Origin of the sequence: Amycolatopsis sp. CA-126428, assembly GCF_002904335.1 — a bacterium.
Classification (GTDB): Bacteria; Actinomycetota; Actinomycetes; order Mycobacteriales; family Pseudonocardiaceae; genus Amycolatopsis.
Genome location: NZ_PPHF01000169.1, coordinates 81,516 through 106,422 on the forward strand (window position 1 = coordinate 81,516; position 24,907 = coordinate 106,422).

17 protein-coding genes are annotated in these 24,907 nt (G+C 71.4%); 8 read left to right on the plus strand and 9 right to left on the minus strand.

The genetic code is table 11. The annotated features are described in order from the left end of the window. Position 1: 1 nt before the first annotated feature. Positions 2-2,329 carry a chitobiase/beta-hexosaminidase C-terminal domain-containing protein gene (locus C2L58_RS44415; RefSeq protein WP_103343637.1) on the minus strand — a complete coding sequence of 776 codons (2,328 nt, stop codon included), beginning with the start codon at positions 2,327-2,329 and terminating at the stop codon, positions 2-4. Positions 2,330-2,596: 267 nt separating this feature from the next. Here C2L58_RS44415 and C2L58_RS44420 point away from each other — a divergent pair, with 267 nt between their 5' ends. After that, a complete protein-coding gene (locus C2L58_RS44420) occupies positions 2,597-3,826 on the plus strand; it encodes a S53 family peptidase (RefSeq protein ID WP_103343638.1) in 1,230 nt (409 codons plus the stop codon). On the opposite strand, the gene C2L58_RS44425 is transcribed toward C2L58_RS44420, so the two are convergent. Continuing rightward, a complete protein-coding gene (locus C2L58_RS44425; RefSeq protein WP_233226272.1) occupies positions 3,815-5,020 on the minus strand; it encodes a DUF2716 domain-containing protein in 1,206 nt (401 codons plus the stop codon). The two genes, C2L58_RS44420 and C2L58_RS44425, sit on opposite strands and share 12 nt — an antisense overlap. 35 nt (positions 5,021-5,055) lie before the next feature. On the opposite strand from C2L58_RS44425, the gene C2L58_RS44430 reads away from it, so the two are divergent. Further along, on the plus strand, positions 5,056-5,679 hold the full coding sequence (locus tag C2L58_RS44430) for a hypothetical protein (RefSeq protein ID WP_103343639.1): 624 nt from the start codon (positions 5,056-5,058) through the stop codon (positions 5,677-5,679). Here the strand turns inward: C2L58_RS44430 and C2L58_RS44435 are convergent. The 3 genes from C2L58_RS44435 to C2L58_RS44445 form a co-directional block, all read right to left on the minus strand. Next, positions 5,668-8,478 carry a discoidin domain-containing protein gene (locus tag C2L58_RS44435; RefSeq protein WP_103343640.1) on the minus strand — a complete coding sequence of 937 codons (2,811 nt, stop codon included), beginning with the start codon at positions 8,476-8,478 and terminating at the stop codon, positions 5,668-5,670. The two genes, C2L58_RS44430 and C2L58_RS44435, sit on opposite strands and share 12 nt — an antisense overlap. A 651-nt stretch (positions 8,479-9,129) precedes the next feature. Further along, entirely contained in the window at positions 9,130-10,011 is an 882-nt protein-coding gene (locus C2L58_RS44440; RefSeq protein WP_103343641.1) for a hypothetical protein, read from the minus strand. Positions 10,012-10,503: 492 nt separating this feature from the next. Continuing rightward, a complete protein-coding gene (locus C2L58_RS44445; RefSeq protein ID WP_103343642.1) occupies positions 10,504-10,902 on the minus strand; it encodes a carboxymuconolactone decarboxylase family protein in 399 nt (132 codons plus the stop codon). 143 nt (positions 10,903-11,045) lie between these two features. Between C2L58_RS44445 and C2L58_RS44450 the strand changes: the two genes are divergently transcribed. Next, positions 11,046-11,927 (plus strand): sigma-70 family RNA polymerase sigma factor, encoded by an 882-nt coding sequence (locus C2L58_RS44450; protein ID WP_103343643.1) that lies wholly within the window; start codon positions 11,046-11,048, stop codon positions 11,925-11,927. Here the strand turns inward: C2L58_RS44450 and C2L58_RS44455 are convergent. Then, positions 11,896-14,997, minus strand: a complete 3,102-nt coding sequence (locus C2L58_RS44455) for a SpvB/TcaC N-terminal domain-containing protein (protein WP_103343644.1) — start codon at positions 14,995-14,997, stop codon at positions 11,896-11,898. The genes C2L58_RS44450 and C2L58_RS44455 overlap by 32 nt on opposite strands. 300 nt (positions 14,998-15,297) lie before the next feature. Here C2L58_RS44455 and C2L58_RS44460 point away from each other — a divergent pair, with 300 nt between their 5' ends. Genes C2L58_RS44460 through C2L58_RS44470 form a run of 3 tightly spaced genes read left to right on the plus strand, consistent with a single transcriptional unit; the run spans position 15,298 to position 17,980 of the window. After that, positions 15,298-16,926: a S8 family serine peptidase gene (locus C2L58_RS44460; protein WP_103343645.1), complete on the plus strand. Its 1,629-nt coding sequence runs from the start codon at positions 15,298-15,300 to the stop codon at positions 16,924-16,926. Further along, positions 16,923-17,498, plus strand: coding sequence for an RNA polymerase sigma factor (locus C2L58_RS44465; protein WP_013230377.1), 576 nt, complete (start codon positions 16,923-16,925; stop codon positions 17,496-17,498). The genes C2L58_RS44460 and C2L58_RS44465 overlap by 4 nt, the downstream gene beginning before the upstream one ends. After that, positions 17,495-17,980, plus strand: a complete 486-nt coding sequence (locus C2L58_RS44470; RefSeq protein WP_103343646.1) for a hypothetical protein — start codon at positions 17,495-17,497, stop codon at positions 17,978-17,980. Before C2L58_RS44465 ends, C2L58_RS44470 begins: the two co-directional genes overlap by 4 nt. A gap of 20 nt (positions 17,981-18,000) precedes the next feature. Here the strand turns inward: C2L58_RS44470 and C2L58_RS44475 are convergent, their stop codons facing one another. After that, a complete protein-coding gene (locus C2L58_RS44475; RefSeq protein ID WP_146073797.1) occupies positions 18,001-18,282 on the minus strand; it encodes a hypothetical protein in 282 nt (93 codons plus the stop codon). A 96-nt stretch (positions 18,283-18,378) separates the two neighbouring features. Here C2L58_RS44475 and C2L58_RS44480 point away from each other — a divergent pair, with 96 nt between their 5' ends. Beyond that, positions 18,379-20,925, plus strand: a complete 2,547-nt coding sequence (locus C2L58_RS44480) for a CHAT domain-containing protein (protein WP_103343648.1) — start codon at positions 18,379-18,381, stop codon at positions 20,923-20,925. A 295-nt stretch (positions 20,926-21,220) separates the two neighbouring features. On the opposite strand, the gene C2L58_RS44485 is transcribed toward C2L58_RS44480, so the two are convergent. Both C2L58_RS44485 and C2L58_RS44490 read right to left on the minus strand, forming a co-directional pair. Then, positions 21,221-22,546 carry a DUF2079 domain-containing protein gene (locus C2L58_RS44485; protein ID WP_103343649.1) on the minus strand — a complete coding sequence of 442 codons (1,326 nt, stop codon included), beginning with the start codon at positions 22,544-22,546 and terminating at the stop codon, positions 21,221-21,223. A gap of 56 nt (positions 22,547-22,602) precedes the next feature. Then, the gene (locus C2L58_RS44490; protein WP_103343650.1) at positions 22,603-23,940 is read right to left on the minus strand and encodes a sensor histidine kinase; all 1,338 of its coding nucleotides are present in this window, start codon (positions 23,938-23,940) and stop codon (positions 22,603-22,605) included. 65 nt (positions 23,941-24,005) lie between these two features. Here C2L58_RS44490 and C2L58_RS44495 point away from each other — a divergent pair, with 65 nt between their 5' ends. Further along, positions 24,006-24,842, plus strand: coding sequence for a maleylpyruvate isomerase N-terminal domain-containing protein (locus C2L58_RS44495; protein ID WP_103343651.1), 837 nt, complete (start codon positions 24,006-24,008; stop codon positions 24,840-24,842). Positions 24,843-24,907: the final 65 nt, after the last annotated feature.

Consider the following 24,907-nt stretch of genomic DNA (forward strand, 5'->3'; position numbering starts at 1 on the left):
CTTACGGGTAGTTCACCACGTTGACCGGCACCGTGCCCGAAGGCGTGACGCCGCCGGTGTCGTTGATGACGTGCGTGATCGTGCCGCGGTAGTTGAGCGACACCGTCAGCAGGCTGTGGAACCGGACGCCGCTGTTGTTCGGCACCTCGAACGCGTGGTAGCTGGACACCGCCGGGTTCGTGTCGAAGAAGCAGTAGCTGCCGAGACCCCAGGCCTCATGGGACGTCACGTTCGCCCCGACCTTGTAGGCCGCGTACCCGGCGACTCCGGATGGTGCGTTCCACGAGGCCTGGTTGGGCACGTCGTAGGGCATCTCGTTCTGGAAGAAGATGGTCTTCCCGCCCTGGCCGTTCCAGATCACCTGGTACTTCTGGTAGTGCTCGACGAACAGGCCGGTGGCCAGCACGTTCGCCCCGTTCACGACCAGCCCGGTGTCGGCGGTGTTCGTGTTCCAGCCGACCGTGCCCGCGTTGCCGTGGTCGGCCCGCCACGCCCAGATGTGGTCGATGATCGTGTTGGCGCTGTTGACGATCAGGCTGTTCGTGGCCTTGCCGGCGAGCGCGCCGCCGATCCGGAAGAACACGTCCTGGACCGTCGTCGGGTTCGAAGCGTGGGAAGCCGACGAGCCGGACTGGCCGACCGTGAGCAACGCCTGCGAGTTCGTCGTGCCCGCGTCGAAGAGCAGGCCCTTGAGCCGGACGCCGTCCACATCGGACACCTGCATGGCGTTGACGCCGTTGTCGGGCACCAGCGTCGGGTAGCCGATGCCGAGGATCGTCGTGCCGGCCTTGGTCACGTTGAGCGTCTGGTTGAGGTGGTAGACGCCCGGCGTGAAGAACAGGTTGCAGCCCGCCGCGAGCGCGTTGTTGATCGACGAGGCCGTGTCACCGGACTTGACGACGTAGAACTGGCTCATCGGTGCCGACGTGCCCGGGGTGCTGCCGTTCGCCCAGCTCGGGCCGGACGCGTTGGTGCGCAGGGAGGGCAGGAACACGCGGTACTTGCCGGTGCCGTCGACGTAGAGGTAAGGGACGTCGCGCGAGACCGGGGTGGTCGCCAGCGTGGTCTCGGGCGGGTTCGGGAACGTGGTCGCCGGCGCACCGCTCGTGCCGGAGAAGACCATGTTCCACACGCCGCCGTTCCAGCTGCCGAGCGCCGAGTCGCGGGTGTACCACTGCTGCTGCGAGACCGACGCGGCCTGGCCGGCCACCTTCGTGTCGGCGATGTAGCCGCCGCTCGCGTAGCCGTAGCTCGCCGGGTACAGCTGCAGCCCGCCGCGGACGTCCATCCGGCGGAACGGCGCGGCCTGCGCGACCGCCCAGCGTTCCTGGCCACCGGACGGGTTGACCGCCATGTTCTCCGCCGAGCGCCAGAAGTTCTGCAGCGCTACGCCGTTGTCGGAGGCGTTGAAGGCGTCGACCGTGACGTCGCCGTTGATCAGCACGTCACCGGGGTTCTGGCCGAGGCCGGCCACCGACGTGTAGAAGCCGACGTTGTCGTGCACGCCTGAGTACGTGCCCGGCTTGAACAGGTGGGCCACGCGCCGGTCCGCCATCTGCGCGGTGAGCGTGTCCTTCTGGTTGTTGAAGTCGGTGTCCAGCTGCGCCTGGATCGTCGCCGCCGACATGCCCGGGTCGAAGATCCGCACGTTCGGCCCGAAGTTCGGGGTGTCGGACTGCGTCGGGCAGCCGGCCTGGGTGCCGATCGTGTAGCTCGCGCTCGACACCGGCGAGGTCGTCGACCCGGACTTGAGCGCGATCGCGTTGACCGTGCGGGAGTTCGGGACGCTGATCGGTCCGCTGTAGAGGGTCGAGGACGCCGTCGGCGTCGAACCGTCCACGGTGTACCGGATGGTGGCGCCCGCGGTGGCGCTGCTGATCGTCACCGTCTGGGCGGCCGAGTACGTGCCGCCGGGCGGGCTGAACGTCGGCGCGGCGACCGTCGTGGTCCCGCCCCCGCCGACGGTGTAGCTGAAGTGCGGGGTGTCGTACTGCGGGCCGTTCTTCTCGTAGGTGAACCAGTAGTCGAGGACGTTCCCGCTGCTCAGGCCGTTGACGGTGGTCTGCCAGGTGCCGGAGCCGTTGGTCATCCGGACGTTCTGCTGGCCGACGCCCGGCACGCCGGTGTAGTGGACGTCCACGTACAGCGCCGGGGTCGTCGGGGTGAAGTTGATCTGCGCCTGCGTCGAGCTCGGCTGCGTGACGCTCTGCGTGTAGTCGTCCGCGGCGAGCGCGGCGGGGGCGGTGAGCCCGGCCGCCACCAGCAGTGCCGAGGCGACGAGCGCGAGCCCCGGGCCGCGTCGTCGTAGCTTGTCCAAGGTCCGGTTCACGCCGTGACACCTCCGCCGTTGGGGATCCACGAGGCAATTTGTTGCCAGTCGCAACAAAGTAGCTCCCGGTCAGCGGTGCTTCGATCACTTTTAGATAACACTTGTCTGGACCAATGCGCAAATGGGTGAAGCGGTTCGTCACTCTTCGCCGGGTTGCCGCCACTCTGGGCGAATGACTGAACCGAGAAACCATCTTCTGACGGGTGACCTCGATCGTGTGACATGCGACGATCCGCTGCCACCTCGTCCCCTACCGAGGAGTAGGCCATGGCGTCTCCACGGTTGTTCCGGTCCCTCGTCGTCCTCTCCCTGATCGCGGCCCCGGTCACGGCGGCCACCTCGACCGCCGAAGCCGCGCCGCTGCAGAGCGGCGGTGTCGTGAACTTCGGCTGCGCGACCTCCGGCAAGCTGCACTGCCTCGGCAAGGCGGTCCGGTCGCCGAACGGCAACGGCCCGCTGGTCGTCTCGACCCCGGTCGGCTACGGACCGGCCGAGATCCAGGCCGCCTACAACCTCGGCGGGCTGCACGCGAACGGCCGCACCGTGGCCATTGTGGACGCTCAGGACGCGCCGACCGCGGAAGCCGACCTGGCCAAGTTCCGGTCCGCGCGCGGGCTATCCCCGTGCACGACGGCCAACGGCTGCTTCAAGAAGGTCAACCAGAACGGCGCGGCGAGCCCGCTGCCCGCGCCCGACTACGGCTGGGCCGAAGAGATCAGCCTCGACCTCGACGCGGTGTCGGCGACCTGCCCGGACTGCCACATCTTGCTGGTGGAAGCCAACTCCCCGGACACCGACCCGCTGATGACGGCGGTCGACACGGCCGCGGCGACGCCCGGCGTGGTGGCGATCTCCAACAGCTACGGCGGTGCCGAGGACTCGACGATCCTCGCCGCGGACGCCCACCTGAACCACCCGGGCATCGCGGTCACGGCGTCCTCGGGCGACTCCGGGTACGGCGTCAGCTGGCCGGCGTCGTCGCCGTACGTCACGGCGGTCGGCGGCACCACGCTGAAGAAGGCGGCCACCACCACCCGCGGCTGGACCGAAACGGCGTGGAACGGCAGCGGCAGCGGGTGTTCGGCCCTGGAGGCGAAACCGTCCTGGCAGCACGACACCGGGTGTGCGAAGAGGACGGTCGCGGACGTCTCGGCGGTCGCGGACCCGGCCACCGGGCTCGGCGTCTACGACACCTACAACAGCTGCGGCAGCTCGTCGTGGTGCGACTTCCTGCTGTCGCTGGGCCTGGCCCAGGGTGCGGACGGCTGGGTGCAGGTCGGCGGCACGAGCCTGTCGTCGCCGGTGATCGCGAGCGTCTACGCGCTGGCGGGCAACTCGGTGACGTCGGGGTCGTACCCGTACGCGCACACGAGCGGGCTCTACGACGTCACGTCGGGCTCGAACGGCAGCTGCGGCGGGAGCTACCTCTGCACGGCGGGCGCCGGGTACGACGGGCCGACCGGGCTGGGCACGCCGAACGGCACGTCAGGGTTCTGAGCGCCGGATCGGCTCGCCGAGCGCGGCGGTCAGCTCGGCGTCGATCCGCGTGAGCAGCTCGCCGAAGACGCAGACCGTCGCCTCCCACGGGTGCCCGAAGGTGCCCAGGCGGAGGTCTCGCGTCAGGTAGCTGTGGTAATCCCCGTCCGGGAAGACGGCGCCGGGCCAGCGCGGTCCGGCGCCGTCGACCCGGGCGGGGTCGAAGCGGTAGCCGACGTGCTGCCAGTCGAGCCAGTACAGCTCCTCGCCGGGCTCGACGGACTCGCGCAGTCCCTTGTGGACGATGTCGTACAGCGCGTCCGGCTGGGCGTCGTCGAGGGCACCGACGTGCCAGGTCGCCGAGCCGGCGGGTTCGGTGATGCCGGGGAACTCCCGCGTGTCGGGGCGGAAGGCGAACCGCTCCTCGAAGCGGGACCAGATGTCGTCGTACTCCGGCTCGGAGAACAGCCGGCGAACCGGCCGGGTCCGCGCCGGTTCGCCGGGCGAGCTCAGGTGGTAGCGGGTGACCGTGGTGACCTCGCGCATCCCGGCGGCTTCGAACGCGTCCCGCAGGGCACCGGTGGCTTCCGCGAGCAGGAACCGCAGCCCCAGGTGCGGTCCGGCGAGCCGCCAGTCGTGGGCGGCGAGCGTGGCGGCGAGGCGGGGGTCGGTGACTCCGCCGACCGCCATGACCTCCCCGGATTGTTCCAGCCAGGCGGCGCGATCGCCGTCGAGGACGACCGCGGCCGACTGGTTCAAGTAGGCGGAGTCGGCCAGGAATTCCGAGAACGCGCGGCGGTGCGGGCCGGTCTTCGCGGCCAGCTCCGCGACCCGCTGGTGCCCGGTCCAGTCGTGGCCGACCAGGGGGAGTGCCGTGGTGTCCGTCCCGATCGGACAGCGGAGCACCGCACGCTCCGGCTCCGCGGCGAAGCCGGCGGCGAGCAGGGCCTCGGCGAGCCGGGCATCGCCGTGGACCGGCCAGAGCACCGGCTCGTTGCGGCGCGCGAAGGCATCGACCTGCCGGGCCACCAGCGCTTCGAGGTCTCCGTCGGGCAGCGGCCCGTGACTCACCTCGCCGTGCGTGCCGTAATGGGTTCGCACCACCGGGCCGTCACGGTCGACCACCGCGCCCACCGGTGGGAGCTGCGGCCGGCCGCTCAACGCCTCTTCCATGCCGTTGATCATCCCCGGTCGGGTGACGTTCGCGCAGCGCATTTTCGCGGCTCCGCGCGCGGGGTAAGGATGTCTGCATGCTGGACACCGAAGTCCTTTCGCGGACGGCCCCGCGGGCGCTCGACGTCGTCACCCCGCTCGGGGACGTGCGGTTCGCCGTCCGCGTCGGCGGCTGGGACGTGCCCGCGAGACCGGAACTGACCTGGGGCCTCGAGTCCGGTGCCCGGCTGTGCCGGTGGCGGCACAGCTCCGTGCGGCTCGACGTCGTGTCCGGACCCACCGCGTCCGGGCTGCCCGGGATCACTCGCGAGACCACCATCCTCCGGGTGCTGGCCCGCGAGGACGTCGGCGAGTTCGTCGTCCACGCCGAGCTGGCCGGCGCGCCGCACGAGGACCGCATCTGGGAAAGCGCCTTCACCGCCGAGACCGCCGACGCCGCGGTGAGCGTCGGCGGCCCCGGGGCCGAGCTGCTGCGGCGGTGTTCGCGGGCCGGGCAGCACGTTCCGCCGTACTGGTCCCGGCTGGTCGGCGGGGACGCCGTCGAGCGGACCGGAGGCCGGCTCACCTGGCGGCTGCCCCGCATCGACCGCGGCGACTACGCCGAGCTGTGGGTGTCCGTCGCGTGGAGTGCGGCGGGCGGGGACCCGGGCCGCGCCGTCGACATCGACGCGGCCCGGGTGCTGCGGGAGCTAACCCAGTGAAATCCGGTCCAGGTCCGGAGCCCCGGCGCGGTCGTTGCCGATCCGGATCGTATTGGCGCCCGCGGTCAGCGACACCGGGACCGAAGTGGTGTACGGGGTGTTGTTCCCGGCGCCGCTGACCTTCACCTCGGCCGGCGCGCCGCCGTTCACCGAGACGAAGTACGACCGGTCGCCGTTGACGGTGAAGTCCAGGTACAAGGTGTACTGGCCCGCCGCGGGCACCGTCACGCCGGGGAAGGTCACCGCCGCTCCCGGGCCGATGTTGCGCACCTTCTGCCCGCCCGAGCACGGCGAGCAGCTCGTGACGCCGGCGTCGCCGATGTCGTTCGCCGAGTCCTCCGCCTCCCGCATGAACACCCGGTCCGCGGGCCGCGGCTTCACCTGCACCGGCTTGCTCACCGACTTCGCGCGCCCGAGCGTCCGGAAGGACGCCGTCACCGGGATGCTCACCTCCTGGGCGGTCGGGGCGGTCACCGTCCAGGAGCCGCTCAGCACCTGGCCGAGCCCCAGCGCGGACGCCGTCACCGGATCGCCCGACACCGTCCAGCCCGCCGGGACGACCGGGGCCAGCGACACCTGGTCGATCGGGTCGTCGACGTCGAGCCGCAGCGACGCGGTGATCCGGAGCGACTGCTGACCGGGCGAAACCCATTGCACACCGGCGGGTTGCACGGTCAGCGTCGTCTTCGGCGTGTACGACTCCGGCGGCATCGGCGCGACCGCGATCCGGTCGAGGTCCACCGTTCCGGAGACCTTGATCGTGTTGGCGCCCGCGTTGAGCGGCACCGGGATCGCGCCTGGTGCGGTGACCGCGATCGGGGCCGCGCCGTTGACGCTCACCGAGAGCGTGCCCGGTCCCGTCGTGTCGAGCTGCAGCCGGGACGGACCGGTGGCCTGGACGTTGCGGAAGACGACCGCGCCGCGGTCGAGGCCGGTCACCGCGTTCGTGCCCGAGCACGCCTCGCACCACACCGGCGTCGCCTGGCCCTCGAAGCCGTTGCGCCACGACTCCGCTTCCAACGGCACCTCGCCGCGCGGGTCCGGGTAGCCGTAGGCGACGTCGATCTCGTCGAGCGCCAGCTGCCGGTAGAACGGCTTGGCCTGCGGCCCGGACCACGTGTTCAGCACCTCGAGCTTCAGGTACCGCGCGTGCACCTCGCCGACGTCGATGAACTGGACGCCGCGGTTGCTGGGCAGGGCGCCGGTGCGCACCGTGCGCCAGTTCGTCCCGTCGTCACTGGCGTGGACCCGGTAGTCCTTGATCCGCGCGGAGTCCTCGGCGCGGCCGAAGGACTCCCGCGCGGAGGTCGGCGACGACTCGCGCTCGTGCACCGCCAGGTAGGCCGTCGACCGCTTCCGGCCCAGGTCCAGCGTCACGGACACCGGCAACTGGCCGCCCGCGTCCCAGTAGTTCAGGTAGCTGCCGTCGACGAGGTTTGCCGCCGGGTGCCCGTCCGCGGAAGTCGACGCGGTCGCCTTGATCGTGCTCTTGTCGTAGAAGTACTGCTGCCCGGCGGTGTCCACTTTGAACACCGTGTCGTAGGTGTCCCAGTTCTGGATGTCCAGAATGGACAGATAGCCGCCGGACTGGGCGAACCGCATCGGCTTCCCGGTGCGCAGATCGGACACGCCGGTGACGCGGTAGCCGTTGTCCCGCAGCCGGACCAGGTTCGTCGACGGCCGCGTGACGACGTGCACGTACTGCGTCCGCGCGCCGGGCTTGACGGTGATCACGCCGTGGGCGCCGTCGTTCCAGAAGCCGGGCTGCAGGCCGCCGTACATGTACCCGCCGCCCTGGGTGCCTTCGAGGGACTCCCGGATCGGCTGGGTCCAGGACGCCATGAAGTTGTTGAACGCCTCCTGCTGCGGCGGGAACTTCCCGTTCAGCATGGCGGTTTCGGCCATCAGCGACTTGATCGACGAGCCCGCGTTCGTGATGTACCGGCCGGTGGAGAGCCGGAAGTCGACGGCCTGGTCGCCGCCGCTGTACCACCAGTCGCCGTTGGTCGGCAGCTTGTAGTCGGCCTCGGTGAGCCGCGGCATCGGCGTGTAGACCGCCTGCGGGTAGTCGTAGGACGGGGTCATGCCGGTCTTCTGCTCGTTGCTGACCGTGTCCATGATCGGCGTGTCTTCGTTGTTGTTGCTCAGCAACCAGGACGGCCGCTTCTCGCGGATGTGTTCGTAGAGCCCGTGCTGCTCCCAGTACTCGTTGTCGTTGTCGATCCAGAACCCGGCGAGGCCCGAGTACCGGTCCATGACCTCGTCGAACAGGTCGTAGGAGTACTCGCCGAAGCCGGGCCGGGTGGTGAGGTCGACCTGGTGGCCCTTGTACGCCGAGTAGGCGGCCGAATCGAGGGATTCGTGCCCGGTTTCGTTGTGCCACTGGGGATCGTCGGTCATGTAGAGCATGACCCGCACGCCCTTGGCCTGGCCGGCGGCGATCAGCTCGCCGAGGAAGTCACGCTGCGTCGAGCAGCTGCCGGGGATCTTCGACGGCCACGGCCGCGCGTAGCCCAGCCGGCTGTGGAAGGTGGTGAGGACGACGTAGGACGCGCCCAGCTTCTTCGCCTCGTCGATCCAGTAACCCGGCGTCCAGCCACCGTCGGTGACATCGCGTTCCCAGGCGGCGCAGTCGGTGTGCCGCGGCGCGGTGAACATGCCCCAGTGCAGGAACAGCCCGGCCGTCGAGGCCCGCAGCCAGTCCTGGCGCGGGTGGTACAGCTCGGCGTTCGCGGGACTGACCAGGCTCGCCACCAGCGCGACGGCGGCGGCGAGGCAGGCAAGCAGTCGGATTCTCAAGGGACCTCCTCGTCCGAGAGATCCGATGATTAGTTCCTGATATATCGTACGTCAAGGGAGGATGCCGCTCATCGGCACACAATCGTCTGATCTGTCGGCTATCGCTCTTGATCAACTGCCTCGGTGTGGTCGGTGCTCGATGTAACCGAAGGCTGAGCCCGCGCGACTAACGGGGTGGCCGAGTCAGGAGGTGGCGATGCACCGCTGCGCTGTCCTGCGAAGTTCCGCTGTGTTGCGCCATCTCTCCGGCGACGGCAGGCCGGGTCTGTCGGCGGGGAAATCGGTTACGATCCGGCGAAGGCAAAACGTAGCGACATCGGTACTCGGTGTAAGCATTGGCGGCGCAGTCGTCGTGAAGCGCCTGTCCAGGAGTGTGCGTCGCACCTTTATGGGCCGCGGCCAAGATCACTCGAAGGTTGAACGCTCAGTGTTTACTGTGGACTGTTCGGCTGATCATGCGCTAGCGTCGCCGCGTGTCGCAACTCGGGCTTCTCGCCCTGCGTCACGTGATAGTCGTTATCCCCGCAACTCCTCGTCTGCCCTTCCTGGGCGGGCGTGCACTTTGTACGCGACACGAAGGTGACTTGTTCCATGGGCGGTTCTGAAGGCGGCGACTGACTGCCGGGGTAGTCCGAGCCGCATGCGGACGGGCTACCCCACGTCCAGCTTCATGCCGTACTTGGCGTCGACGGGCACGTGGTCGATGTGCAGGGTGACGACTGTGCGGCCGTCAGCGTCGGTGTCCGACGTGATGAAGGTGCCGCTCGATCGGTCGTCCTGGAAGCCGATGGCGTCGTAAGAAACGGCGAACTTGCCGGGAAAGACGACTCGGTAATTCACCTTGTCGATCTGTATGACTTTGCCCGAGTGGAAGTCGAAGTCCTCGGCATCTCTGTCGCACATGATCGGTTTGCACTTCTTGGGCCAAAATCGCTCTATGTCGAGGCGGATCTCTTCGCCTTGCCGAATCGGCGCGTGCAGATGAACGATCATCGCCATCTGCCTGCTGGACAACCAAGACTTGGTGACGTTCCAGTGTGGCCCGGGCTTGCCGTTCACCTTCAAGCTGCGGGCGTTGATCCGGACCTTGTCCCGGTCCTTCTCGGGTTGGTCCCACTGGCTGCCGGCGTAGAACCTGATGAAGTGGACCTCTTCGCGCAGCGCCACCGCTTTGATGATCAACCTTTCGCGAACGTCGCCGTTTCGCTGGATGAACACCGTCTGATCCCAGTCGTTCACCAAGACCAGTGGCTCGGGCCGGTGATCGATGATGAAGTCGCAGTACTGGGCGAGCAACTCCCGGTACACGGCGTAGTCCCGCCGCAGCCGCCGGTTGCCGGCTAGGACGAACAGGATCCCGACGATCACGAGCAACCCCGCGGCCAGGAACGCCCCCGCGCGGACCATTTGACTGCCGAACAGCGTCCCCAGGAGGCCTGCGAAACTCAGCACCCCGACAAGGTCGCCGATCACCCCCGGCGCACCTCGCTGAGCGGTATACGAATCGAGCCAGGAGACGAAGCTCTTCAACATGCGCTCCGCCTCCTCCCATGCGACCGAAGCAAGCGAGCGACCCGGATTCGCTGTCGACCTTCGCGTCGATCATCAGAGTAAGGGCAGGTCAGACTGCGTCAGCTAGTGCAACGGGGTGAAGTTTCAACCATAGCTCGCAGCTTTTCGTAACGCTCGGGAGCTTCTCCGAGACGTTATCCACTTGTGCCGGAGAAGCGCCGAACCGCATTCATACTGGAGCTCCGTTTGTCGTGAAACGGGACAACAAGTGGACAGAGTAAAAGATCACAGGATATCTCTGCGAGTTCCACTGAGGGGGATCTCGTCAAGTCGATCTTCGCGGCCGCTGTGTTGCCGATGCTGATCGATGACTGTGTCCCAGGGCGTGTCCGGGACGTCACCAACGGCTCGTCCCGGATCGCGTTCGCATTGTTGCACGGGGGCGCGCGCCTGGAGGAGCCCGCGCGCGATCATTGTCGGCGTTCTTGCCGGTCGGACCGGACCGTCTGTCGGCTACCGGTCCGCGGTCACCGGCAGCAGCCCGCGCTCACCGAACACCTTCTTCGCCGTGAAGGTCGCGTTCAGCGCCTTCGGGAATCCACAGTAGACAGCGGAGTGCAGGAGGGCCTCGACGATCTCCGCCGGCGTGAGGCCGACGTTGAGTGACGCGTTGACGTGCACTTCCAGCTGCGGCTCGCAGCCGCCGAGGGCGGTGAGCATGCCGAGGGTGACCAGCTGGCGGTCGCGCGGCGCCAGTCCCGGCCGCGAGTAGATCTCCCCGAACCCCCACGACAGAACGGCCTCGCCCAGCGCGGGGGCGACGTCGGCGAGCGCGTCGATCACCCGCTGCCCGCTCTCGCCGTCGATCTCGGTCAGGGTCTTCAAGCCGCGTTCGAAGCGCTCGTCGGTCATGTCGGGGTTCCTTTCCTCGGCGATCTTGGCTCGACCGACGCTAGGTGCTGGAGCGCGCTCCAGGTCAAACGTGACGGGAGGCCTGTCACAAATTCCCGCCCGCGTTCGTCAAGGTGGTGATCGCACCGCGAAAGGACGAACCCGTGAACGAGGAGCTCCTGGCCCGCAGCTTCGAGACGCACCGCGGCCACCTGCGGTCCGTCGCCTACCGGATGCTGGGTTCGCTGAGCGAGGCCGACGACGCCGTCCAGGAGTCGTGGCTGAAGCTGAGCCGGAGCGACACCGCGGCCGTCGAAAACCTGGGTGGGTGGCTGACCACCGTCGTCGGGCGGGTCTGCCTCGACATGCTGCGGTCGCGCAAGGCCCGGCGCGAGGAGCCGTGGGAAGCGCTGGTGCCCGACCCGATCGTCAGCCGCGAGGACGACGGCCCCGAGCACGAGGTGCTGCTGGCCGACTCGGTCGGTCTCGCGCTGCTGGTCGTGCTCGACACGCTCACCCCGGCCGAGCGGCTGGCGTTCGTGCTGCGGGACATGTTCGCGATGCCGTTCGAGGAAATCGCGCCGGTCGTCGGCCGGTCCGAGGCGGCGACCCGGCAGCTGGCCAGCCGCGCGCGGCGGCGGGTGCAGGGCGCCCCGGTCGCGCCGGACCCGGATCTCGCCCGCCAGCGCGAAGTCGTCGACGCCTTCCTGGCGGCCGCCCGCGGCGGTGACTTCGACGCGCTCGTCTCGGTCCTGGACCCCGAGGTCGTGCTGCGCGCCGACCGCGGCGCGGCGCGGGGCGGCTCGACCGAAGTCCGCGGCGCCGCGGCGGTGGCGAACCAGGCGCTGACCTTCTCGCGCCTCGGCGCCGGCGGCGGCGTCGTGCACCGGGCGCTCGTCAACGGCGCGGCGGGCGTGGTCGCGACGCGCGAGGGCCGGCCGTTCTCGGTGCTGGGCTTCACGGTCGCGGGCGGCCGGATCGTCGAGATCGACATCCTCGCCGACCCGGACCGCCTCAGCCGGCTGGACCTGGCGGTGCTGGACTGACCGTGCCGTGCTCGTCGGTCACCAGGGCGATTTCGCCGGCGTCGTCGAAGTGCAGGTACCGCCGCCTGCCGTCCGCGTACTGCCGCACCGCACCCGCCACCACGACCACCAGCTCGCCGTCTTCGATGGTGTACAGGTCATCCGGGGTCAGGACTTCGTGGATGCGCGTGCCGTCGGTGACCAGCGTGCGCACCCGCCGGCCGGTGTGGTCGTAGCTGTAGAGCGCGTTGACGCCGTCGTCGCCGTGCACCCCGCGCAGCCGGCCGAACGCGTCCCGGATTTCGCTGCCCGGCGGCGTCTCCGGGGCCGGCCCGGAACCGATGTCGCGCACCAGCCCACCCGGGCCGGTGAGCACGTGCTGCCCGCCGGCGAAGTGCTCGCTGACGCCGTTCGCGTAGTGCACCGCGGTGCGGCGGCCGCTCAAGTCGTAGGCGACGGCGTCGACGAACCCGGGCACGCTCACCAGCCGGCCGACCTCGTCGTACTGGTGGTGGACGGTCAGCCGTCCGTCGCCGGCGTCGGGGTAGACCACCTCCGCGACCCGCCCGTCGGCCCGGTGCGCCAGGTCGAGCCGGTACTCGACGGCGACGTGCGCCGGGCGCCAGCGCTTCTCGGCCGCGTGGCCGAGAGCGTCGTAGCCGAAGTGGGTCACGCCGCATTCGTCGGCGACGCGCACCAGGCGCCCGCAGCTGTGCGGCCCCGCGCCGAGCGGGACCGGCAGCCCGCCGTCGTGGTGGGTGAACGTGGTGACCGCGGTGCCGCGCGGATCGTCGACCAGCACCGCGACCACCCGGCCGGCCGCGTCGTGCACCCGGAACACCGTGTGCCCGTCGCCGGTCCGCGACTCGACCACGTTCCCGGCCGCGTCCCGGACGTGCACCACCCCGTCCGCATCCCGCAGTTCGCGCCCGAGCAGATCGTGCGCGCTGCCCTTGTCGGGGGCGTCGTCACGAGCGTCCGCGCCCAGCGGGCGGCCCAGTGCGTCGTACCGGAACTCCGTGGGCGGGGGCGGCGGATCGCCGTCGCGGAACGCCCGGCTCGTGCGGCACACCAGGCCCCGCGCGCAGTACTCGTGGTGCTCGTCGACGACGTCGCCGAGCAGTTCCGCGTGCCGCCGCTCCAGCAGCCGCCCGGCGCCGTCGCGCAGCTCGGCGGTCACCAGCACCTCCGCCTCGCCGGACACCGCGCGCTGCTCGGTGGTCACCCGCACCGGTCCGCCGTGGTCGTAGCGGTACCGGACGGTGGGCAGGTCCGCCGAGTCACCCGGCCGCACCACCGTTTCGGGCCGCCCCAGCGGGTCGTGGGTCCACGTGGTCACCGCCCCCGCCGGATCGGTCACCCGGCACACCCGTGCGGTGCGGACGTCGTGGCGCGTGATCGTCACGTTCCCCAGCGGGTCCGTGGTCACCTCGGGGAAGCAGTGGTCGGCGGAATACCGGACCTCCCGGGTGTGGCCGAGCGGATCGGTCGTCGTGGTGCGCAGCCCGGCGACGGTGCCGAGCCGACCGTGGAACGTCGTGACCCACCAGCCTTCCTCGCCGGGACGGCGGTGGTACCCGTGGTGCCGCAGGTCCGGCGGGCGCGAGCCGTAGAGGTCGGCGACGAGCGCGTCGGTGAGCACCAGCTCCTCCCGTGCGGTGCGGAAACCGTGCGAACCGGCGAAGCCATCGGGCTCCTCGTCGTACCGGAAGATCCTGTCGGACAACACTTTCCCGGTACCGTCGACCTCGCGGACCCGTGCCGGGAGCGCGGTGAACCGGCGTTCGGGGTCGGCCGCGTACTTCGTCCGCGTCTCGCGCACGACCGGCTCGCGGCCGGGCCGTTCGGTCGTCTCCACCTCCCGGGCCGGGTTCCCGGCCGCGTCGAAGGCCGTCTCCTTCGTGGTGACCGAAACCGGGGTCTCCCGGCGCTCGAACACCGTCGTCACCGACCGTGTCCACTGTGGACGCCGCAGGTGCTCGACGCGGCGGTACGGCCGGTCCGCCGCCGGTGAGCCGTCGAGGCCGTAGGTCTCCTCCTTGTCCAGGAGCCCTTCGTTGCCGAACCAGCGCACGGTCCGCAGGGTGGGCGCGTACTCGTCGCCGAGGTCGTCCTGGACCACGCGGCCGAAGCCGGGCGGCCGGCTGTCGTGGTACTCGAACTCCGTGACGCCCACGTGGCCGGTGGCCGATTCGCGCAGCGAAACCCGCCGGACCACCGGCACCGACGCGACGGTCGCGTACTCGATCGCGGTCCGCAGCCCCAGCCCGTTGTCGATCTCGCACAGCCGTCCGGTGCGGGACAGGTCTTCGAAGGAGTGGTACGGCACGGCGTCGAGCACGGACACCCCGCCGCCGGCCCGCGCTCGCGCGGACAGCCGGACCCGCCGCGGGGTCGCGGCCGCCACGGAGGCGTAGGCCAGCCGCAAGACCGGGGCGGCGGTTTCGGCGCCGTGGGTGTCGAAGCCGGTGAGCGCCACCGACGTCAGCAGGGACGCGCCGGTGACGTCGTCGGCGTCGTAGCCGAGGGTCCACCGCCGCACGAGCGGCCGGGTCGAGGCGGGCACCCGCAGATCGATCCGCGCGCACCGCAGGGCCGTCGTGACGAGGGCGCCGTCGCGGCCCCGGCGCAGCACGTCCGGTCGCGGCTCGTAGCTGAACTCCACTTCGTACGGGCCGTAGGAGACGCGCGTGAGGTAGGCCTGGCCACTGTGGTGCGCCCAGCCGAACGTCGCGGTGGTGCCGAACGCGTCCTCGGTCCGGTCGAGGTACCAGGTGGCGCCGTCGCCGGGCTCGAGGAAGTGCCGCAGGCCCGCCGCGGTGGTGAGCAGGAAGCCGTCGCCACGGCGGACGAGCCGGCCCGCGGCCCCGGGAGGCGCGTGCTCGTCCGCCGGCCCGACGTGCGGCAGGGGCAGGGTGAACCCGCCGCCGAACGGGCCGTCCGGCGCGCCGGTCGTGTACCGCAGCGCGAGCGCGGGTGCGCTGCCGCCGGGACCGGGCGGCAGGTCGAGCGGCACCGTGAAGCAGCCGCCACCGGTCGCCGGTTCCGGTGTGAAGGCGGCTTCGTGCGTGCTCGGCCGGAGCACAACCATGGTGATCTCCCCGCAGGCCTCTCGTGCTGTGCTGATCGTTACCGATCCGCCCCCAGCCACGGCCGAACGCCTTCGCGGCGACGGTTGCGTGCCGCTTGGGGGCGGCCTGCTTTGGGGCGGATCGGTAACTCCGGAGGGCCAAGTGGGTGAGCCGGGGGCGCCAGATACGTCGTCACCCGTTTGCCGTGGCCGTTATGCATTCGTGACGTCGGTGTCGTATCCCGGTGGCGGCCCACGGGTCTTTCCCGGGTGCCGTTGGTGATCAGTGGCGGGGGCAGAGGCAGCAGGAGGGTGGACCCGATGGTCGTCAGGTTCTTGCGAGACGAGACCACGGAAGCAGCGGCGGAGGACGCGAGCACGCTCAACGAGCTCCCGGCCCCGCCAAGGCAGTTGCTGGACCGGCACGGCGCCCGCGTGCTCGATCCGGCGACGGCGGTCGTCGCGGCCGGGCAGCCGGCCCCGCGCACCACCGTGTACCGGCCGGGCGTGTTCCTCATCCCGCAGCGGTACCTCCGTGACCAGCAGACGCTGGCCGCCATCAACGGCGTCCTGGCCCGCATCGGCCTCTACGCCGAGCCGGCCGGCGGGGGCGATACCAAGGAAGCGGCCCGGTACCGGCAGCTCGACGAACTGCCCGTCCGCGCCCTGCTGCGCGTCCGCGAAGACGCCGACCCGGTCGTCGTCGACTGCTGGAAAGCGCTCCAGCTGCTGCGGTCCGCCGCGTCGGGCGAGCGGCCCGAGCTCGACCCGGAAATCGTCCGGGAGATGTCCGTCGAGCACCTGCTGTTCACCACGCCGGTGTTCGGCGGGGTGCCGTGGGAGACCAGCGGCCTCGGCGGCACGCCGTGGGAGACCAGCGGGTTCGGTGCGGGCAGCTCCTACGGGCGCACCCGCGGCGCCAACCGGATCCCGGTGACGCTGGCCGCGGCGCCGCCCTACCGCAGCGAGAAGGCCGAGCAGCGGCGGCCGGTGATCGCGGTGCTGGACACCGGCATCGGCCCGCACCCGTGGTTCGGCCTGACCGACCGCAGCGGCCCGCCGGCCGCCGGGTCGGGGCTTGCCGTCGCGCCGGGCATCCAGGCGGCGATCCTGCAGGCCGAGCTCGCTTCCGGCACGACGTTGCCGACCCAGCTGCTCTCGGACTACTGGGACGCGCCGACGACCGGCCAGCCGCTGATCGGCGACGTCGACACCGACACCGGGCACGGCCTGTTCATCGCCGGCATCGTCCGGCAGGCCTGCCCGGAAGCCGACACCCTCGCGATCCGCGTGGTGCACAGCGACGGCGTCGCGTACGAAGCCGACGTGCTGCTCGCGCTGCACCTGCTGGCCGACCGCGTCCGGAACGCGCAGGCGAACAACCGCCCGCAGGACATGGTGGACATCATCTCGATCTCGCTGGGCTACTACGTGGAGGACCCGGCGGACGTCGCCTTCACCGGCCAGTTCGGTTCGGTGATCGCGGAGCTGCTCGGCCTCGGCGTGCTCGTCACCGCCGCCGCGGGCAACGACGCCACCACGCGCCGGTTCTACCCGGCGGCCTTCGCCGACCAGCCGCTCGGCGGCGGCAGCGGCCCGCAGGTGATCAGCGTCGGGGCGCTCAACCCCGACGTCACCGCGAGCAAGGCGCTGTTCTCCAACGAAGGCCCGTGGGTGCGCGCCTGGGCGACCGGCGCCGGCGTCGTCAGCACCTACCCGACCGACGTCCGCGGCACCGCGACCGCCGACCACGAGGTGCCGGGCTTCGGCCGCAACTCCTTCGACCCCGACGACTACAGCGCCGGCTTCGCGGTCTGGGACGGGACGTCGTTCGCCGCGCCGCTGGCCGCCGCCGAGCTCGGCAAGGCCCTGCTGCAGTCCGGGGACCTGGCCACGGTCGACCGCGAAACCGTCGTCAAGCGCGCCTGGACCGCGCTGGGCACGCTGTGAACGTGGCCAAGACCGACCACGCTCGCGTGGCGACCCTGTTCGACGCCGCGCGGGAGGGCGACCGCGCGGCGCTGGACGAGCTGGTTTCCCTGCTCACGCCGTTGCTCTGGCAGGTGGCGCGTGATCAGGGGCTGGACGCCGAGCACGCGGCCGACGTCGTGCAGACGACGTGGCTGCGGCTGCTCGGCTCGTTCGCGGAGATCCGCTCGCCGGTCGCGCTGACCGGCTGGCTGATCACCGTCACCAAGCGGGAGGCCTGGCGCACGGGGGAAAAGCGCCAGATCGAGCGGCCGCTGCCGGAGCTTCCGGAGCGGCTTTCCGAAGCATCGCCGGCACCCGAGGAGGGGGTGCTGCGCGAGGACCAGCGCGTGCGGTTGTGGCGCGCGGTCGACAACCTGCCCGAACGCTGCCGCAGCCTGCTGCGGATCGTGGCGTTCGTGCACCGGCCGGACTACGCCGAAGTCGGCGCCCGGCTGGGAATGCCGAGGGGGAGTATCGGCCCGACCAGGGGACGTTGCCTCGCGCGCCTGCGCGAGCAGCTACTCGCCAACGGCGAAGGAGATTGGCTGTGACGACCGTCGAACCACCAGGCGCTAACGAGCCCTTGGACGAGCTCGACCTCCGGTTGCTGGCCGGTGTGCGCGAGCTGTGGGAAGACGCCGACCCGATGCCCGCCACGCTGGTGGACCAGATCCGGTTCGCGATCCGGCTGGAGGACGTCGACCTGGAGGTGATGCGCATCCGCGACCTGGCGCAGCTCGCGGATGCGCGCAGCGCCGCCGAACAGGGCAGGCTCATCACGTTCGACAGCGAAAGCCTGACGATCATGGTGAACGTCAGCCCCGAGCCGGGCGGCACGATCCGCCTGGACGGCTGGTTGACGCCCCCGGCCGAGCACCCGATCGAGGTCCGCGCGAGCTCGGGCCCGCTGACCACGACGTCGGACGCGGAGGGCCGGTTCGCGGTCGGCGGCGTGCCGCACGGGATGGTCCAGGTGCTGGTGCGCACGGCCGGCCGCTCGAGGACGGTGAGCACCCCGGCGATCGAACTCTGAGCGCGAGCCGCGGAGCCGGATCACGGCTCGGTGAGGTCCTCGGCGGGCCACCGCTCGAGAAACGCTCCGAGCGCGTCGTCGATGAGCGCGCCCCGCGGGGTGGGTTCGTCAAAGGGGCCGAGGTGGTCGACAAAGGCGTCGACCAGCACCTCGAGCACGCCTTCCTGCTGGGCGAGGGTCGGTTTGGCCTGCGTTCGCAACGCGGCCAGCAGGTCCGGGGCGCGGTCGCCGAGCAGCTCCACGATGATCCCGCGGTACCGGCGCGGCAGTGCTTCGATGACCGTCGACACGGGAGAGGACATTCAGCCACCGTAATGACCCGGGCTCCGGGAGCTGCCTGATACCTCTGACTCGGAGGTACGATCCGGGGCGTTCTTCCCCGGCCGAAAGGGCAGCCCGTGGTCGCGTCGCCGAGGGTCGAAGACCGGGTTCGCGACCTGCACCGGCGGGCGGTCGCGGCGACCAACAACGGTCAGCCCGTGGTCGGCGGGCGCCTGATCCGCTCCGCCGCGCGGCTCCTCGGCCTGCCCGCCACCGAACCACCGGCGGGGTGGCCCGCCTGGCCCGACCTCGCGACACGCGTGCTGGGCACCTACGCGGCCGTCGAAACGGCGCTGGGCCACAGCGCCCGCGGGCTCGCGCTGCTCGACGAGGCCGACACCCTCGTGTCGGACGCCGGGCGCGGGATCCTGCGCCAGCAACGGGGTCTCGTGCTCATCCTGATCGGCCGGATGGACGAAGCCCTGGTGTGCTTCGACGAGGCCATCCCGCTGCTGCGGCAGGCCGGCGAGTTCGTCGTGCTCGCCAGGACGCTGCTCAACCGCGCGATGCTGCACCAGTACGCCGGGCGCGTCCGGCTCGCGCTCGCCGACCTCGACCAGTGCGAGCAGATCGGGGCCGGCCATCCCGAAGAGGACGGCCTGGCCCGGATCTTCGCCAAGGCCGCGCACGGCCGCGGCCAGGCGCGGGTGCTCACCGGCGACATCCCGGGCGCCCTGCGCGACTTCGACGCGGCGAGCGGGTTCTACGCCGAACAGAGCGTCGGGATGCTGCCGGTGCTGGCCGTCGACAAGGCGCGGGCGCTGCTGGCCGCCGGGCTGCCCCACGAAGCCGCCGCCGAACTCGACGCCGCGCTCGAGCAGTTCCCGCGGCTGCGGATGAACCAGGAACACGCCGAGGCGGAGCTGACCAGGGCGCTGGCCGCGCTGGCGAGCGGCGATCCGGCGGCCGCGCGGGCCTGGGCCGGCCGGGCCGAACGCAGGTTTCGCCGTCGTGGCAACGAAACCTGGGCGGCGGTGGCGCAGCTGACGGTGCTGCGCGCGGACTTCGCGGCCGGGCGGCGGATCTCCCGCATCGGCGCGGAGGCGACCGCGCTGGCCGATCGGCTCACCGCGCTGGGCCTGCGCAACGACGCCGAAATCGCGGCCCTGCTGGCCGCCCGGGCCCGGATCGCGCTGGGCGATCTCGACGGCGCCCGCGCCGGGATCGCCCCGCGCGACCGCCGGACCGCGCCGCTGGAAAACCGCCTGGTGCGGCGGCTGGCGCTCGCCGAACTCGGCGCCGCGACCGGCCACCGGCGCATCACGTTCGCGAACGCGCGGGCCGGGCTGACGCAGCTGCAGCGGCACCGCAGCCGGTTCGGCAGCGTCGACCTGCAGACCGGGACGACGTCGCTGGGCAAGGAACTCGCCGACGCGGGGCTCGCCGCGGCGCTTGCCCAGCGCTCGCCGGGCGTGGTGTTCCGCTGGCTCGACCGCTCGCGCGCCCAGGCGTTCCGGTTCCGGCCGGTGCGCCCGCCGTCCCACCCCGAGATCGCCGACGCCGTCGCCGAGCTGCGGTTCCTCTCGATGCAGATCCGCGCGGGCGAGCTGGCCGGGAAGCCGGACACCCAGGCCGTGAAGCGGTGTGCCGCGCTGGAACGGGAGATCCGCGCCAAGGGCTGGCAGGCCGAGGGCGTGGCCGCCGACCACGCCGAGGCGAAGCTGCGCGAGATCGGCGACGAGCTCGCGGCGACCGGCAGCGCGATGGTCTGCTTCCTCGCCGACCGCGGCGCGTTGTGCGCGCAGGTGCTCGCGAACCACCGGGTGGCGCTGGTCGAGCTCGGCCCGGCGTCGGCCGTGGCGGAGCCGGTCGCGCGGCTGCACAGCGACCTCGATGCGCTGTGCGGGCGCCAGCTACCGCCGCAGCTGGACCGGGTCATCCGCCGTTCGGTGCGGACGCAGGTCACCGCGCTGGACGCGGTCCTGCTGGCCCCGCTGGCGTCCCGGCTCGGCGACCTCGACGTGGTCGTCGTGCCGACCGGCGCGCTTTCGGCGATCCCGTGGGGGCTGCTGCCGACGCTGCACGGCCGCCCGGTGACGGTCACGCCGTCGTCGTCGGCCTGGTTCGACGCGGGTCCCCGCTCCGGCCGGGCGACCGGAGCCCCGCTGCTCGTCGCGGGTTCCGACCTGACCCACGCGGAGGCCGAGGTGACCCGGCTGGCGCCGCTGTACCCGGACGCCGAGGTCCTGATCGGCCCGGACGCAACGGTCGCGGCCACGCTCAAGGCGTTCGACGGCTGCCGCCTGGCCCACTTCGCCGCGCACGGCCACCACGAGCAGGAGAACGTGCTGTTTTCTCGGCTCAACCTGGCCGACGGGCCGCTGATGGCCTACGACGTCCAGCAGTTGGCGACGGCACCGGAGCAGGTGGTGCTGTCGTCGTGCGACGTCGGCCAGGCGGTGGTCCGCGCGGGCGACGAGGTCTTGGGTTTCACGGCGGCGCTGCTCTACGGCGGCAGCCGCACGGTGGTTTCGAGCGTGGCCCGCGTCGACGACCGCACGGCGGGTGGGGTGATGCTGGCGTTCCACCAGGCGCTGGCGGTGGGCACGCCGCCGGCGCGGGCGTTGGCGGACGCGGCGCGGGCGGAGCCGTTGATGCCGTTCGTGTGCTTCGGCCGCAGCTGACCAGCCTCCAGCGCCCAAGTCAGGTGGTCACTGCTGCGACCCTACGTTGATTTGTCACATCAATGTGGCAGTTATAAATGTCTCGTCAGTGTGGCAATTATCCCTAGGGTAACGGCGTTGGGTGCGGGAGACGCCACCAAGGCCGTCGCCTCGAACGCTTGAAGGTGGGCCAGCGTCACTCGATCGAGTGAAGCGCAAACCCGGGCGTCATTCCTCAAGCAGGGTTCCCTCTTCCTCGGTGCGGCGGTAACCGGCCGGCACGCCCCCCGACTGGCCGGTTACCGCTGCGAGTTTCCTACTCACGGTGGAGCAGCACGACGGAGTCCGTCCCGTCGACGCGCCGGTATCCCGTGTCCTCCAGCTCCGTCAGCGCCGCGGCCTTCGACGCCAGGGTGGTCGGCCAGGACTGTTCCGGCTGCGCGACGGCCACCCACTCCGGCCGCTCGCCGGTCACGCCGTCGAAGAACAGCACCGTGCAGCGGGACGTCAGCCGCGGTGCCAGCCGGTTGGACGCCAGCACCGTCGCGCCGTCGGGAATCCGCGCCAGGACCGCGTCGATCCCGGTCCGCTGCGCCGGCGTCCAGACGCCGTCGGTCAGGTGGGCCGCTTGCAGGCCGGACGACGCCAGCCCGGCGACCACCGCGCACACCGGCAGGTACCGCTTGAACCCGCCGAACCGGCGGGCGCCGTGCACGCCGGCGATGAACACGATCGGCATCAGCACCGCGCTGTAGTGGTAGCCCATGCCCCAGTAGCGGTCGTTCGCCGAGGCCAGCCGCCACAGCAGCGTCGGCACCGCGAGGAGGAGCAGGGGCGACCGCAGGGCCGCGAAGGCCGTCGGCGCCAGCAGGGCCAGCAGCATCGAAACCTTGACGATCGCGCCGCCGAACGGGTCGAGGCCGCTGCCGTGCGCGTACGCGCCTCCCGGGTTCAACGCCGGCAGCACGACCAGGAACAGCAGCGCGGACGTGACTACGCCGAAGACGAGCACCGTCCAGCCGAGCCGCCGCTGCCGGTTGAGCACCAGCACCAGGCCGACGGCCGCGAGCGTCAGCGGCAGGTCCTCCTTGACCAGCACCAGCGGCAGCGCGCACCAGACCGCGGCCCGCCACCGCTCGTGCAGCAGGTGCTCGGCGGTGAAGGCCAGCATCGGAACGGCGAAACAGACCTCGTGGAAGTCGAAGTTCACCGCCGACAGCAGCCCCCACGACAGCACGTACCCGGCGCCCGCGAGCGCACCCCGGCGGACGCCGAGCAGCCGGATCGCGCAGCGCGTCACCGGCACCGCGGACAGCGCGAACAGCAACGCCTGCGCGACCAGCAGGCACCCCGGTGACGGCCACAGCAGGTAGAACGGCGCCAGCAGCGCCAGGATCGGGTGGAAGTGGTCGCCCAGCGTCGGGTAGCCCGCGCCGAGCAGGTCCGACACCGGCCAGTGCCCGTGCGCGTAGGACCGCACCGCCTGTTCGAAGAGCCCCAGGTCGAACCCGCTCGCGTCGAACGTCCGCAGCCGCTGCAGCGACCAGGCGGCGTACCCGGCGAAGGCGACCGCGGCGACGACGTAGGGGACCGCGCGGCGTTCGCGGGTGCGCGCCGGAGCGGGCGCGAAGTCGATCAGCATGGCGGGATGCTCGTGCGGCCACGCTGAACCGAAGCTGAAGCTGCCTGAAGAAGACTTCAGGCAAGCGGCAGGCGCAGCTCGAGGCAGGCGCCGGACGTGCTCTCGGCGACGAGCAGCGTGCCGCCGTGCGTCCGCGCGATCTCCGCGGCGATCGCCAGCCCCAGCCCCGAGCCGCCGTCGTCTTCGCGCGCGCGGTCGTCGTCGAGGCGGACGAACCGGTCGAAGACGCGCTCGCGGTGTTCGGCCGGAATGCCGGGGCCGTCGTCCCGGACGGCCAGCACCGCGTGGCCGCCGGCCTCGGTGAGCGTGATCGTCACGCGGCTCGCCGCGTGCCGCTCGGCGTTGTCGGCGAGGTTGCGCAGCACGCGTTCCAGGCGTCCCCGGTGCCCCTGGACCACCGGGCCGGCGTGGATCTCGGTGCGCACCTCGACGCCATCACGCGGGAGCCGCGCGGCGACGTGCCCGGTGACGAGGTCCGCCAGCGCGATCCGGGTGACCCCGGCCGGCTGGCCGGCGTCCAACTTGCTGAGCAGCAGCAGATCCCCGGTGAGCGTCTCCATCCGCGAGACGTCCAGCACGGCGTTCTCGCAGCTGCGGCGCCAGTCGAGCCGGTCGGGGTGGGCGAGCTGGACCTCGAGCTGGGTACGCATCGACGCCAGCGGCGTGCGCAGCTCGTGCGACGCGTCCGCGGTGAACTGGCTCTGCCGCTGCACGGACCGGTCGAGCCGCGCCAGCATCTCGTTCATCGTGACGGCGAGTTCGGTGATCTCGTCGCCGGAGTCGGGCACCGGCACCCGGCGGCCGAGGTCGCGCGCGCGGACGCCGTCGACCCCCGCGCGGATGGCCCCGACCGCGCGCAGCGACCGGCGGACGGCGAACCAGGCGACGGCCCCGATGAGCAGCGAAGCCGCCGGCACCGCGCCCCAGAGGAGCTGCTCGGCATTGGCCACGGTCTCGAGGCCGATCGGGTCGAGCGCGGTCTGCGCCTGGACGAAGTACTTCCCGCCTTTGGTCCCGGTGACCGACTGGATGCCGCCGTCGATCGGGAACGGCATCCCCACCACGCAGCCGGGCCCCAGGACGCGCGCCTTCCCGACGACGGTCCCACCCTGGTCCAGGCGCTCCGGGCAGCCGCTGTCGTCCCCCTTGCCGAGGCTGATCTGGTAGCCGCCGTAGTTCAGCTGCCCGGCCACTTCGGTGGGCGACACGCCGGCCTCGAGCAGGCCCGCGATGGCGGCGACCTTTTCGTTGGCGACCCGCACCGCGGCGAGGTCCAGGCCGCTGCGCAGCGACCGCACGAACCAGTACGACCCGAGGCCGAGCACGACAGCCGACGCGAGGGCGGCGAAGAGGGCGACCCGCCACCGGGTCGACCGGGGCAGCAGCCGGGTCATGCCCCGAAGATAACCGCACCTTCGGAGACTCGGGCCGGTGTGCCCGCGGGTTAACGTCGGAAACCGTGACGGTCGAACAGTGGCACCAGGTGCGCGCGGCCTTGCCCGAGGTCGGCGGCCGGTTCGCGGACCTGCTGACCGGGGTCGGGGACCCGCACGAGCGGGCGCTCGGCGAGTGGTCGATCGCGGAAGCGGCGTCGCACGTGGGGATGATCGCGCTGATGTACACGGCGATGATCCGCGGCGACGGCGGCCCGCTGCCGCTGCCGGGTCTCGAAGAGCCGATCGACGCGGCGAGCGTCGACACGATCTCCCGGATGAACGCGCTCGCGCTGGAGCTCTACCCGGAGCGCGACCCGGTCCGGCTGGCCGCGCGGCTGCGCGCCGACATCGCCGAGGTGCTGCTGGTCAGCGCGGACCTCGACCCGGAGAAGCCGGTGTGGTGGCTGGGCGGCTCCCGGGTGCCGGTGGCGGGTGTCCTCGCGCACCTGGTCAACGAAATGCTGATCCACGGCCTCGACATCGCCCACGCCCTCGGGCGGCCGTGGCACGTCCCCGCGCGGCTCGAGGCGCTGTTCCTGGAGCTGTTCCTGTTCGGCATGGTCCGCAACGACATGGGCCACCTCCTCGACGACGCGAAGCCGTCGCCGCGTCGCATCGCGGTGGAGTTCCGGTCGGCGTACACGAGACCGGCGGTGCTGGCGCTCCAGCACGGAAAGCTGCGCTACGAGGAACCGGACGGCACCACGGACGTCCGCCTGCGGTTCGACCCGGCGGTGCTGGTCCCGATGATGTTCGGCCGGATTTCCCGCCTCCGCGCGGCTTTGCTCGGCGGCGTGCGAATCGGCGGCCCGCGGCCGTGGCTGCTGCCGGCCTTCCTGCGGACGGTCCGGATGCCCTAGACGAGTAATGCGTAAGTCTGGGTGTTGACCGGAGATGGGCGAAGGGTGTTCAAGATCCGTTTGTG

Bases quoted from the DNA above. Each gene is read 5' to 3' on its own strand.
- C2L58_RS44420 (WP_103343638.1), top strand. From the start codon at position 2,597: ATGGCGTCTCCACGGTTGTTCCGGTCCCTCGTCGTCCTCTCCCTGATC.
- C2L58_RS44425 (WP_233226272.1), bottom strand. From the start codon at position 5,020: ATGCGCTGCGCGAACGTCACCCGACCGGGGATGATCAACGGCATGGAA.
- C2L58_RS44430 (WP_103343639.1), top strand. From the start codon at position 5,056: ATGCTGGACACCGAAGTCCTTTCGCGGACGGCCCCGCGGGCGCTCGAC.
- C2L58_RS44440 (WP_103343641.1), bottom strand. From the start codon at position 10,011: ATGTTGAAGAGCTTCGTCTCCTGGCTCGATTCGTATACCGCTCAGCGA.
- C2L58_RS44445 (WP_103343642.1), bottom strand. From the start codon at position 10,902: ATGACCGACGAGCGCTTCGAACGCGGCTTGAAGACCCTGACCGAGATC.
- C2L58_RS44455 (WP_103343644.1), bottom strand. From the start codon at position 14,997: ATGGTTGTGCTCCGGCCGAGCACGCACGAAGCCGCCTTCACACCGGAA.
- C2L58_RS44460 (WP_103343645.1), top strand. From the start codon at position 15,298: ATGGTCGTCAGGTTCTTGCGAGACGAGACCACGGAAGCAGCGGCGGAG.
- C2L58_RS44475 (WP_146073797.1), bottom strand. From the start codon at position 18,282: ATGTCCTCTCCCGTGTCGACGGTCATCGAAGCACTGCCGCGCCGGTAC.
- C2L58_RS44485 (WP_103343649.1), bottom strand. From the start codon at position 22,546: ATGCTGATCGACTTCGCGCCCGCTCCGGCGCGCACCCGCGAACGCCGC.
- C2L58_RS44490 (WP_103343650.1), bottom strand. From the start codon at position 23,940: ATGACCCGGCTGCTGCCCCGGTCGACCCGGTGGCGGGTCGCCCTCTTC.